Here is a 12,726-nt window from a genome sequence, read left to right as displayed (position 1 = left end):
TTCGGATACCAAAAACCGGGTCCAAAATAAAATATGATAGAGAATAGATAAGGTTTTGTAATCTGAAGTATAAAAGGATGAAATAATGCATGAACTGGCAGATGCATATATGGATTATCTGACAATAGAAAAAGGGCTCTCCGCCAACAGTATCACAGCCTATGGCACAGATTTGGCTTCATATATCAATTACCTGTCTGACAACGGGATAGAGGAGATTAGAGATGCCGATACCACAGCCATTCTTGGATGGTTGGTTTACTTGACCCGCCAGGGCCTGTCAGCCAAATCCCGGGCCAGGTACCTGGTTTCCATCAGGGGGTTTTATAAATACCTGGCAGCAGAGAAACTGATAACTGCCAATCCCTTAAAAGATATTGATATTCCCAAAACCGGCCGGCATCTGCCCGGTGTCATCTCCGTCAATGAGGTGGAGGCGCTTTTGAACGCCTGTGAGGCCACAACACCCAAAGGACAACGAAATCTTGCCATGATGGAAATCATGTACGGGGCCGGGCTTCGGGTCTCAGAACTTGTATTTTTGAAGGTGGTTGACGTAAATCTGGACGCAGGTCTTGTCAGGGTGATGGGCAAAGGCGCTAAAGAGAGAATTGTACCCATTGGTTCAAAGGCTAAAGATGCTGCAAGGCTTTGGCTGGACCAGGGACGTCCCATGGCATTAAAGCAACTGTCAAGTGACTTTCTGTTTATTGCAAGGGCAGGGCAGCCCATGACCCGCCAGGCATTCTGGAAAATTATAAAAAAATATGCGCTTGTTGCCGGCATTGTCCGGCCGATCTCTCCCCATACCCTGCGTCACTCCTTTGCCACCCACCTGATAGAAGGCGGGGCGGACCTGCGGTCGGTCCAGACCATGCTTGGCCATTCAGACATCTCAACCACGCAGATTTATACCCATATTTCACGGGAGTACCTGATTAAAATGCATCATGAATTTCATCCCAGAAAATAATGAGGGAAAAAAAGTTTAGAACTTGCACACTTGGTATCTGGATGATAGATTCTCAACTTTGTTTTAAAAAATTCCCAGGTACTTTAAATGATTGATGCCATTTTAAATTCGTTAAAAAAAAGCAAGCATACCATGCTTGCCATGGATGATAGCTATGCTCCGAAAGCGTGGATGATTGCCCAGCTGTTTCCCCGCTTGAACCAGCCGTTGGTCGTTGTTTTGCCGGACGCAAAAAAAGCGGCGGCATTTATTTCAGATCTTCAATTTTTTATGTCGACCGACCCGCAGCGAATCATTTTTTTTCCGGGCAGCCATTATCCGGGAGCCAAAAACATCTCCTTTCATAAAGATACATCCGCGTCAAGACTTGCAGCCCTGTTCAGTATCAGCGAGACATTCCGAAACAGGTTTCTCCTGGTGACGTATGTTGAGCCGCTTTTATCTTTTCTGATGCCTCAGGACGTTATGAAAAACAGTTTTGAACTGGTCATGGCCAATGAGGAGATTGACAGGAACGGGTTGCTGGAAAATCTTGAAGCAAGCGGGTATACCCGGGCCACCCTTGTTGAGGATCCCGGGGAATATGCGGTCCGGGGCGGTATTGTCGATATATTTTCCCCGGGGCTGAAACAGCCGGTGCGCCTGGAATTTTTTGGTGATCTTGTTGAATCCATACGCTATTTTTCTCCTTATACCCAGCGCGGCACAAAGGAACTTGTCGAAACCATTATTATCCCTGCCACGGAGGCAGTGATCACAAAAAAAAGTCTGCCCCATGTCCAGGCGCGCTTGCGCGGGGCCGGGAACAAGGCCGGACTTACCCAGGACAGAATCCGGGATTATGTCAACCAGATCCGGGACAAAGGGCGGTTTGACGGCATCGAATCCATGTTGCCCATTGTATATGATTCCCTGGCCACCTTGTTCGACTATCTGCCGGAAAATACTTTTTTCATCCTGGATGATGCCGATGTGTTGCCCGAAAAGGCAAAGGATTTCCATGACGGCTTAAGGCTTAATTTTAATGCCCTGGCTGATGAAAAACGATTAAGCCTGCCACCTGAATCGATTTGCCGGGACTGGCAGAGTGTAGAAGAAAAAATCTTTGCATCCAAAACCCTTTGTTTTAAAGCGCTCATACTTGAACAGGACAAAAGCAAGGCAGACATTCTTTCCCTGAAATGTTCAGATAACCGGGCGCTGTCCGAATCCTTGCGCAACAGGACAAAGGATGCCACGCCTTTAACCCCTCTGGTCGAATGGATTGAGCAACAGCAGCGGGATGTTAAATATATTTTGTTTGTACTCAGCCAGGATGCCCAGGCGAGACGGTTGAATGCACTTCTTGCGCCTTACGGTATAGAGCCCCAATTTTGCAGGGATTTTAGCTGTCTTTCTGACACGAAGCCCGGCATTTATTTTACCGTGGGCGCTTTGAGTTGCGGCTTTGTCCCGGATCTGGAAAATTTTAGTATTGTGACCGAAGATGAGATTTTCGGCAGAAAACGCATTCGGCGCAGAGTGTCGGGAAAACGCGATTTAAAAGCGGAGTTTATTGCCCCGGAAGAGCTTAAAAACGGTGATTTTGTGGTTCATTTAGAACACGGGGTAGGTCGGTACGAGGGCCTTTTCAGCCTTACCGTATCCGGCATCACCCAGGATTTTATTCTGGTGGTTTACCAGGATGATGATAAGCTCTACGTTCCCGTGGACAGAATGGAGGTCATCGGAAAGTATATCGGGGTGGACGGATACACCCCTGTGCTTGATAAAATAGGATCCAAATCCTGGACAAATTCCAAGGCAAAGGCAAAGGCCGAAGTTGAAAAAATGGCGGCGGATCTGCTTGATCTGTATGCCCGGCGTAAGGTGGCCAAAGGATTTTCATTCAGCCGTCCGGATAATTACTACAGCGATTTTGAAGCCGGTTTTCCCTATGAAGAGACAAGGGATCAGCTGCGTGCCATAGACGATGTCCACCTGGATATGGAGAAGGATACGCCTATGGACCGGCTGGTGTGCGGGGATGTGGGCTACGGAAAAACCGAAGTGGCCATCCGGGCGGCATTCAAGGCGGTGAACGACGGCAAACAGGTGGCGTTGGTGGTTCCCACCACCATTCTGGCCGAACAGCACCTGAATACGTTCCGGGACCGTTTCAATAATTATCCGGTCATCATCGAATGTCTGTCCCGTTTCCGAACACGAAAGGAACAGACCGATATTTTAAAAAGAACGGCCGGCGGCACAGTGGATATTGTCATTGGCACCCACAGACTTTTGCAAAAGGATGTGGTCTTTAAATCCCTGGGGCTTTTAATCATTGACGAGGAGCAGCGATTCGGGGTCAAGCATAAGGAAAAATTGAAAGAGAAACGGGCTGCGGTGGATGTTCTGGCTTTGTCTGCAACGCCCATCCCAAGAACCCTGCACATGTCCTTGACCGGTATGCGAGATATTTCCCTGATTACCACCCCGCCCGCAGACCGCCAGCCCATAATTTCATACATCACCAAATACGAAGAGACCTTGGTCCGCGAGGCTGTTATCAAAGAGTTGGATAGAAAGGGTCAGGTCTTTTTTGTTCACAACAACATAAAAACCATATTCAAAACGGCCGAAAACATACAAAAACTGATTCCGGATGCAAAGATCGGTGTGGCCCACGGCAGATTGTCCGAAACCGAACTTGAGAAGGTGATGGAACAGTTCATTCGTCAGCAGATCAACGTGCTGGTCTGCACCACCATCATTGAATCGGGTCTGGACATACCCAGTGCCAACACCATGATTATTGATAAGGCAGAGCGTTTCGGCCTGTCCCAGATCTACCAGCTGCGCGGCCGTATCGGCCGGGGAGACGACCAGGCCTACGCATATCTGTTTATTGCAGATGAGTCCCGGCTCACCAAGGATGCCAGAAAGCGTCTGGCAGCACTGATGGAACACCGGGATCTTGGGTCCGGCTTCCAGATTGCCATGAAGGACCTTCAGATTCGCGGGGCCGGTACCGCCCTAGGCGCCTCCCAGTCCGGTCATATTGCCGCCGTGGGTTATGATATGTTTCTCAAACTTTTGGACAACGCAGTCAAAGATATGAAGGGCGAGCATCTTCCCGAGCCCCTGGAACCCGAAATCAACGCATCCATGTCCTCGGGGTTCCCAGACGATTACATCGAATCGGTGGAGCAGCGTTTGACCATTTACCGAAGACTGTCAAGGCTGACCCAGGTATCAGACATTACGGACATGAAAAAAGAGCTGGTGGACCGGTATGGAAAACTGCCGAAACCTGCTGAAAATATGCTGCTGAAGATTATGCTTAGGATTTTTGCCATCAAGGCCGGGGTCAAGCGTCTGGATGTCACCCCGGATGTACTGGTTCTGGATTTTTCCCCCGATCATATGAACAGGACCTTGACTGATATTGAATCTGTTCTGAAAAAAACAGTGGATGCAAAGTTTGTTAAAAAAACATCTGTTCGCATCCAGCTTGGACACAAACGCAGTAATATTTCCCGGGCGTTGCTTGAGACAAAACAGATCTTGTCATCTATAAACACCTTAGAGTAATTTGAATGACGGTTTCATCCATGAAGGAGGTTTATCATGCCTATTTTTGAATATACGTGTAAACAATGTGGGAAAGAGTTTGAGAGAGTCGTTTTTTCAGGTGAAGAAAAAGGGATCATTTGTCCTGAATGCAAAAGCAAGGATGTAAAGAAAAATATGAGTGCATCCACTTTTATGGGCACCAGTATGGGCTCCTGTGCAACGTCTTTCCCCAATGGCCCTTCATGAGCGCAGTAAATGAATCTTCAGTTTGAAGATTAAAGAGAGTCATGATAACAGGGGGAGGGCATAGCCGCTCCCCCCTTAGGCTCAGTGGTCCCTTGAGTATCTCTGGTACTTTTCCTGCAAACTTTATTTTCAGAATGCCGCTGCAAGAGCAGCACAATAGTCAGAAATCCTCAATCGTCAGGATCATGAAAATATATTCACCATCATTAATATTGATGGTCAGATTTGCACCCCTTACCTGGGCATAATAAATCCAAGCAGGTATATTTTGTGTGCCGCATTCACGGGTTGGATAAAATTCGCCCGTCTTCCCATTTTTCCAGGACAGAATCATGCAATTTTTGCATTTTTTTAGTGCAATCTTTTTTGCTAAATCCTTCGCCTGTTGAAGATTAAGTTCGGGATCATCTACTGTTTCTTCTATCACTTCATGAGCAGCATTGCCCGCGTCTGAAAAAATTTGTGTCATTTTATTATCCATTCTATATTGCCGTCAACTTACGGACGGTTAATTACATGATCTGCCAAGGTTATTTGCCATTGCCGACATTAAGGCCCTGGTGCCGGGTCCGGGCATGCCTGTGCCGATAACATGGTCATCCACCTGGATTACAGGGACGATACCTTTGTTGGTTCCGGTTATGAACAGTTCAGAGGCAGACAGCAGGGTGTCCAGGAAAAGGTCCTGTTCAGATACGGGAAACAGCTTTTCCCCAAGTGCCAGAACGGTTTTTCGGGTAATGCCCTTGAGCACCCCTTTTTCAGGTGTGACCAAGGTGCCTTCAACCAGGGCAAACAGGTTACTGGTGGTGCCTTCGAGAACCATTTTGTCCGGGGTCATATACAAAGCTTCCACAGCGCCTTGTGCCTTTGCTTTTTTCAAGGCCAGAACAGCAGGGATGTAATTGGTGGCCTTGGCATCGGGGATCGAACGCTGCTGGACAAAGGTGATCACCTTTACCCCTTTTGTATACCACTGGGCAGGCAGGGCAGGGATGTCAGTTACCAGAACAATGAGTCTGGGATTATCCGCCGGGCTGAAAAAATCAGGGCTGGATCCACCCGTCACAAGGATGCGGATATTGGCCTCATCCATAGGGGCGTTTTTTTCAAGTACTTCAAAAACGATTTTCTTGATTTCCGCTTTGGTCCATACCGGTGTAAGGCCAACTTTTTCAGCCGATGACAAAAGCCGGTCAATATGCGCATCAAGACAGTAGGGATTGCCTCCGATGGTTTTGATGATGTCGCAAACTGCATAGCCCCTGAGCACAGCCAGATCATCCACGGGAATCACAGCCTTGTCCCAGGGCAAAAATTTTCCGTCCACATAAACTGTTTTCAATGCAAATGCCCTTTGTAAAATTGAAAAATAGAGCCAGGTATAGTAAAAAATTAAATTTAATATAAGCACACCCCGGGCAGTTTCAATTGGAAAACGAAAATAGTGCCGGGGTGAAAAACAAGCATTTTGGGTTTCAAGGAGAAAGATAACATGGGATTGATTGCAGGCATTCAATACAATATTAGGGGCGTTGCCCTGGCATTCAGAACACCGTCGCTTTTGATGCTCGGACTGATAAGATTTGCAGTGGTTTTGTTGTTGACTCTTGTTTTGTCCGGCATGGTGCTTTACTGGCACAATGACATTTTTTCCATGATATGGCAGATGCCCGAGTCCCGGTGGTTGATATGGCTGTGGCACATAGTGTCCTGGATTCTGACATTTATTCTGATGGCATTTTCCATGCTGATCTCCTATCTGATTTCCCAGATTTTTTTCTGTGTTTTCATCATGGATTATATGTCCCGGATTACAGAGCGAATCGTGCTTGGACAGGAAGCTCCGGGTGCTCATGCATCCATATTCCGGTCGTTTTTGCATCTGATTCGTCAGGAAATTCCCAGAACCGTGGTGCCCGTACTGATATCGGTTGCACTGATGATTATAGGGCTGTTTACCCCTGTAAGCCTTGCGATCATTGGTATCTCAGGGGTGGTGGCAGGTATCTTTCTGGCTTGGGACAATACGGACCTTGTCCCTGCCAGACGCATGGTGCCGTTTAGGGAGCGATTTGCATTCCTAAGAAAAAACCTGCTGTTCCACATCGGGTTCGGCCTTTTGTTTCTTGTGCCCTGGCTCAACATCCTTTTCCTTTCATTTGCACCGGTAGGCGCTACCTTATATTATATAGAGAAAGAAAGATAAAAAAAAACATGACCTTGGATTTGATTTGTAAAAAAACAGACCGGCAAATACAGGAAAAAAGTACCCCGGAAGTGCAACCGACTATAGAGCCGGTTATTTTGTGCAAAAATTGTAATGCGTTTGTTACAAAACCTGAATTTGCCCTTCGTACGGGAGAGGGGTTTGCCCAAACTTTTGCCAATCCATCCGGACATGTATTTGAGATCGGATGCTTTGCCCAAGCGTCTGGTTGTTCCCAAGGATCGGCGCGATCCAGCGACTTTACATGGTATCCGGGATATGACTGGTGCATTGGCATATGCCGTAGCTGTACATGCCATCTCGGATGGATTTTTCTGCCTGTCCGACAAGGCACGGGTTCAAAATTTTACGGCCTGATTTTGGACCATCTTATTTTTCCATAATGCGCTTGTTGGGATTTTTCTCTTTTCAGTATGGATGAAATTGACAAGCAACTATCTAAAATACAAAAGAGATGTTGTTTTTTTTAATGATCAAATCTTTTAAATAAGGATTTGCAAAGCTGTTACAGCATTAATAAGTAATCATTTTACATGTGATTTATTATCTGCTATAGAATCTTTGGTTAAATAAAATATAGGTAGATAGCAGTTCCACCGTGCCTTTAGGGTACCTAATTTTGACTGCTCAATGCCAGATCGAGCAGCATTAAATAAGATAGGGATATTGGCTATGAGTTTTCGAAAAAAACTTGTTCTCAAGAATTTTGCTGTTCCGATAATTTCTTTGGAAGATATCAATACTCCTTTTTGTGATACCCGCAGCCGACAATTTTATGACCATTTCGCTGTCACACCGTTGTCATACAGATACACAGCTGTTTACAGCGCTGTACAGAAGGGTATTGGCACAATCCGTTGATGATCTAGGCAAGAAAGCATCCATTGCCTGTTTTTGTATCTGATACACGTTTACAGGAGATGGATACACATGGATATTAACTGATAACGTTAAGGTTACACATGCAAAAAATTAAACAAGACGAAAAACGCGTGCTCGTCATTGGCGGTGGCGTTGGCGGCATCAAGGCGGCCCTTGATCTTTCCGAGTCCCGGAAAAAGGTCCTGCTCATTGATTCCGACTATGCCATTGGTGGATTAATGACCCAGCTGGACCGCACTTTTCCAACCAACAATTGCGATTTGTGTACAGTTTCTCCCCATCTGTCCGCAACAACAAGGGAAAAGTTTCTTCAGGTCAGCCCGATGACAGAGCTAACCAGCCTGTCCGGAGAGGCCGGTGATTTTACGGCCACATTAAAAACCGCTCCTCGGTTCATTGACATTGACAAATGTACAGCTTGCGGGGAATGTTTGAAAAAATTTCCAGAAGCCGTCCGGTTTACCCCGGGACTTGACCCAAGGGCGCCTACCTGTATGCGGTATCCCCAGGCCACACCCTATGCTTATTCCATTGATATGGAAAAGATAGATGATGTGGAGGCGCTTAAGGGCGTTTGTAAGGCCGGGGCTATCGTAGCCGATGACAGTGAACAGGAAATCCAGATTAAGGTCGCATCCGTTGTCTTAAGTGTGGGTGCAGAGCTGTTCGATCCCAGTGTGATGGATAATTTCGGGGGCGGACAATTTGCCAATGTGGTTACCGGCCTTGAATATGAACGGATTATGTCTGCATCCGGGCCTTACCAGGGCAATCTGGTGAAAAAATCAGACGAACAGCCGCCGAAAAAAGTAGCCTGGATCCAGTGTGTCGGCTCCAGGGGCGTTAACCGGCACGATGTTTCTTACTGTTCTAGCGTATGCTGCATGTATGCCCTTAAAGAGGCCATGGTCACCAAAGAGCGTTTTGGTAAGGACATTGAAACCACCATCTTCTTTATGGATATGCGGACTTTTGGCAAGGACTATGAGCCTTACTATAATCGCGCCAAAGAAGATTTCGGCATTCGTTTAATCCGCTGCAAGCCACATACCATCATTGAACTGCCGGATAAATCGCTTGAGATCACCTATGCCAGAGAAGAGCTGTCAGCCATGATAAAAGAAGATTTTGACATGGTTGTGCTCTCCACCGGTTTCAGGCCTACCCAGAAAACCATTGATCTGGCCGGAACGCTTGGCATTGACTTGAACGAACACAATTTTGCAAAAGCCGGCACCATGGATCCTGTGAACACCTCTAAAGACGGCGTATATGTTTGTGGTGTTTTTGAAAGCCCCAAAGATATTCCCGAAACCCTGGTTCAGGCCTCTGCTGCCGCTTCCGTGGCAGGTGCGGCTATAGAGAGTGAAGAATGCGTTGAAGACGCAAGTCCCTATCCGCCCCAAAGAGATGTTGACGGTGAAGATCCTAAAATTGGTGTCTTTATTGTTGACTGTGACGGGGAAATCGGTCAGGCCATGGATATCAATAAAATCCTGGAAAATGCCAAAAGCAACCCTGACGTGGCAGTGGCAGAAGCGTTTAAACTCAGCTGTTCCTTTGAGGCCATGGAAAAGATTGAAAACCTGATCAAGGAACAAGGACTGAACCGTGTGGTTATTGGTTCCGGTTCCCCAAGGGTTCAGGAGATCATGTTCCAGGATATGCTCAGACGCGCAGGGCTCAACCCCTACCTGCTTGAGCTTGTAAACTTGAGAGATCAGGCTGCCTGGGTGCACAATGACGCTCCGGCCAAAGCCCTTGAAAAAGCCTTCCAGTTGGTTCAGATGGGTATATCCGGTGTCAGAAAAGCCAAAGCTCTGCCTGAAAATATACTCCCCACAAGCCAGAACGCCCTTGTTGTGGGCGGCGGTGTAACCGGTATGACGTCTGCCCTTGAATTGGCTGACCAGGGTACTTTTACCTACTTGGTGGAAAAAGCCCCGGTACTTGGCGGCCAGGCCCTGAACCTGTCCAAAACCATCGAAGGTGATGATGTGGCAGCCTTTGTCAAGGATCTTGTGGGCAAGGTGTCTGCCAATGAAAACATCAAGGTGTTCACTGATGCTGTCGTTGCAGAGCACAACGGCGTGCCCGGTCGTTTTACCACCGGCATTAAAACCGCAGCTGATGCATATGAACAGATTGATCACGGCGTCACCATCCTTGCCACAGGCGCAACACCCAACCGTCCTGCCGTGTATGGCCTCGGTGAACTTGATAAGGTCATGACCCAGCTTGATCTTGACAGCATCCTTGAAAACGATGAGAGCAAAATCAAAGCCATGGAACAGGTGGTTATGATCCAGTGTGCCGGTTCCAGGGAAGCGGATAACCCCAACTGCTCAAGGCTCTGCTGCCAGGCAGCCGTTAAAAACGCCCTGCGTCTTCTGGAAGTCAATCCTGACATTAACGTTTTTGTGCTTTACAGGGATATCCGTACTTACGGATTCCAGGAAGATTATTACAAAACAGCCCGGGATAAAGGTGTGAAGTTCATTCGTTTTGATCTTGATCACCGTCCTGTTGTCCGGGAAGAAGCAGGCAAGACCATTGTCCGTACCCATGATTTTATTCTGGGGCAGGATATTGATATTGAAGCTGACTGCGTGGCTTTAAGTACCGGTCTGGTTGCCAATTCGGATACCAACAAAGAACTTGCACGTCTGTTTAATCTTCCTAAGACTGAAGACGGCTTTTTCTTAGAAGACCATGTGAAACTCAAACCCGTTGACATGGCCCTTCGCGGGTTCTTTGTGGCTGGTACGGCCCACTCTCCCAAGGTTATTCGTGAAAGCATCACCCAGGCCCATGCCGTTGCAGGCAGAGCCAGAACCATGTTGGCCAATAAAGAGATTACTCTAGGGGCTGCCTATGCCACGGTAGATCCGATTAAGTGTGCGGTCTGTCTGATCTGTGTTAGAGCCTGTCCTTTTAATGTTCCCTTTATCAATAATGAACGGCACTCAGAAATTAGTCCGGCCAAGTGTCACGGTTGCGGCATCTGTGTTGCCGAGTGTCCGGCCAAGGCCATTCAGTTAAGGGGTTGGGAAGATGACCAGATACTGGCTAAACTTGATGGTTTATTTGAGAGGTATAACTAATGAGTAATTTTGAACCTGAAATCGTTGCCTTCTGCTGTCATTATTGTGCATATACCGCAGCAGATACGGCCGGCACCAGGCGGATTTCATATCCGTCCAATGTAAAAATCATACGGGTGCCCTGCACCGGTAAAGTGGACGCCATTCACCTGATGAAAGCCCTTGAAAAAGGCGCTGACGGTGTATATGTGGCAGCCTGTCTGGACGGGGACTGCCATTTTAAAAACGGTAATATTCGTGCAGCGGCCCACGTGGAAAAGATCAAAAAAACCCTGGAAGATCTGGGGTGGGAGCCCGAACGTGTGGCCATGATGAATTTTTCCGCAGCTATGGGTGAAAAATTTGCCCAGGCCGCCGAAGAATTTACAGAAAAAATTAAAGCCATAGGGCCAAGCCCAGCCAGTCAGGCAACAAGTCAGGCCGTTTAAGAAAAGTGGCCGATGCAATTTTTGGATTTGTTGCATACACTTGTCTTGTCTAACATAATGAAAGAGATTTAACGGGTTATTTTTTATATAAAAATTTTTGGAGATTAAAACATGATAACAGCAGAACAAAAACCCCTGCAGGAAATTCTCGGGTACATTGCGCCCTATGAAAAAATACTTGTGGTCGGCTGTAACGAATGTGTTACCGTTTGTGCAGCAGGCGGCAGAAAAGAGGTGGGGCTTCTGTCTTCCGCCATTCGCCTGAACAGTGCCAAAGAGGGCAAAAAGATCGAAGTTCTGGAACATACCCTGGAACGCCAATGTGACCCGGAATATGTTGCGCAGCTCGAAGAACTGGCCGGCCAAGTGGACGCCATTGTTTCTTTGGCTTGTGGCTGCGGGATTCAGACCGTTGCTGTCAACTATGCGATTCCGGTTTTTCCAGGTGTGAATACCAAGTTCATGGGCGCGTCCGAAAGCCAGGGTATCTGGGCTGAGCGCTGTATGGGTTGTGGAGACTGCATGCTGGGAATCACTGGCGGCATCTGTCCCATTGCACGTTGTTCAAAAAGCATAATGAACGGCCCCTGCGGCGGCTCTGTGAATGGGAAATGTGAGATCAGCCCGGATGTGGATTGTGCATGGCAATTGATCTGGAACCGCCTGGTTGAATTGGGTATGCAGGATCGGTATGAAGAACTTGTTGCGGCAAAGGACTGGCGCCCTGCCGGCGGCGGCGGTCCTAGAAAAATTATCAGGGAGGACTTGGCGTCATCCAAAATTATCACGGAGGACAATGCATAATGAAAACTGAAAGCAGACTGGAAAAAGTACTGGCCTCAGGCCAACTGGCAGTAACCTCTGAGGTGGGTCCTCCCAGAGGCTGCAATATTGATGTTATCAAAGAAAAAGCCAACATGATCAAAGATTATGTAGACGGCATCAACATTACAGACAATCAGACCGCCATGGTCCGGATGTCCTCCATTGCCGGCGGCATCGTTATTAAACAAATGGGACTTGATCCCATTATCCAAATGGTATCCCGGGACAGAAACCGGCTGGCCATGCAGTCTGACATCCTTGGTGCTTATGCCCTTGGTTGCAATACCATGCTTTGCCTGTCCGGTGATCATCCCCAGTTTGGCGACCACCCCATGGCAAAACCCGTGTATGACATTGACTCCATTAACATGATTAAAATGGTCAAAGATATGCGCGATGAAGCCAAGTTCCAGGGGGGAGCAGATATTACTGATCCACCCAAAATGTTCATTGGTGCGGCTGCCAACCCCTTTGCCGATCCCT

The 12,726-nt window shown here is 47.5% G+C and carries 11 protein-coding genes; 9 read left to right on the top strand and 2 right to left on the bottom strand.

All coding sequences use genetic code 11. The features are described from left to right. The first annotated feature begins 85 nt into the window (after positions 1 to 85). The 3 genes from xerD to B3D59_RS01870 all read left to right on the top strand — a co-directional run bounded on the left by xerD (position 86) and on the right by B3D59_RS01870 (position 4,774). Positions 86 to 973 carry a site-specific tyrosine recombinase XerD gene (gene xerD / locus B3D59_RS01880; protein WP_286817385.1) on the top strand — a complete coding sequence of 296 codons (888 nt, stop codon included), beginning with the start codon at positions 86 to 88 and terminating at the stop codon, positions 971 to 973. An 87-nt stretch (positions 974 to 1,060) separates the two neighbouring features. Beyond that, entirely contained in the window at positions 1,061 to 4,546 is a 3,486-nt protein-coding gene (mfd, locus tag B3D59_RS01875) for a transcription-repair coupling factor (protein ID WP_286817384.1), read from the top strand. Positions 4,547 to 4,582: 36 nt separating this feature from the next. After that, positions 4,583 to 4,774 (top strand): FmdB family zinc ribbon protein, encoded by a 192-nt coding sequence (locus B3D59_RS01870; RefSeq protein WP_286817383.1) that lies wholly within the window; start codon positions 4,583 to 4,585, stop codon positions 4,772 to 4,774. Positions 4,775 to 4,934: 160 nt separating this feature from the next. Here the strand turns inward: B3D59_RS01870 and B3D59_RS01865 are convergent, their stop codons facing one another. Together B3D59_RS01865 and B3D59_RS01860 are read right to left on the bottom strand one after the other, a co-directional pair. After that, complete coding sequence (locus B3D59_RS01865; protein WP_286817382.1) at positions 4,935 to 5,255, bottom strand: AF1514 family protein; 321 nt, start codon at positions 5,253 to 5,255, stop codon at positions 4,935 to 4,937. A gap of 27 nt (positions 5,256 to 5,282) precedes the next feature. Then, entirely contained in the window at positions 5,283 to 6,119 is an 837-nt protein-coding gene (locus B3D59_RS01860; RefSeq protein WP_286817381.1) for an aminotransferase class IV, read from the bottom strand. A 150-nt stretch (positions 6,120 to 6,269) separates the two neighbouring features. Between B3D59_RS01860 and B3D59_RS01855 the strand changes: the two genes are divergently transcribed. The 6 genes from B3D59_RS01855 to B3D59_RS01830 all read left to right on the top strand — a co-directional run. Continuing rightward, positions 6,270 to 6,983 (top strand): EI24 domain-containing protein, encoded by a 714-nt coding sequence (locus B3D59_RS01855; RefSeq protein ID WP_286817380.1) that lies wholly within the window; start codon positions 6,270 to 6,272, stop codon positions 6,981 to 6,983. A 162-nt stretch (positions 6,984 to 7,145) separates the two neighbouring features. Then, positions 7,146 to 7,361, top strand: a complete 216-nt coding sequence (locus tag B3D59_RS01850) for a hypothetical protein (protein ID WP_286817379.1) — start codon at positions 7,146 to 7,148, stop codon at positions 7,359 to 7,361. A gap of 605 nt (positions 7,362 to 7,966) precedes the next feature. Then, positions 7,967 to 10,990: an FAD-dependent oxidoreductase gene (locus B3D59_RS01845; RefSeq protein ID WP_286817378.1), complete on the top strand. Its 3,024-nt coding sequence runs from the start codon at positions 7,967 to 7,969 to the stop codon at positions 10,988 to 10,990. After that, entirely contained in the window at positions 10,990 to 11,418 is a 429-nt protein-coding gene (locus B3D59_RS01840) for a hydrogenase iron-sulfur subunit (protein ID WP_286817377.1), read from the top strand. Before B3D59_RS01845 ends, B3D59_RS01840 begins: the two co-directional genes overlap by 1 nt. A gap of 111 nt (positions 11,419 to 11,529) precedes the next feature. Continuing rightward, entirely contained in the window at positions 11,530 to 12,222 is a 693-nt protein-coding gene (locus tag B3D59_RS01835; RefSeq protein WP_286817376.1) for a methylenetetrahydrofolate reductase C-terminal domain-containing protein, read from the top strand. Continuing rightward, positions 12,222 to 12,726 (top strand): methylenetetrahydrofolate reductase (locus tag B3D59_RS01830; protein WP_286817375.1); only part of this gene is annotated, 505 nt, incomplete at its 3' end. The genes B3D59_RS01835 and B3D59_RS01830, both read left to right, overlap by 1 nt.

The sequence above is a fragment of the Desulfobacter sp. UBA2225 genome (assembly GCF_002348205.1).
Classification (GTDB): Bacteria; Desulfobacterota; Desulfobacteria; order Desulfobacterales; family Desulfobacteraceae; genus Desulfobacter; species Desulfobacter postgatei.
This window is presented reverse-complemented; position numbering and strand designations above follow the sequence as displayed.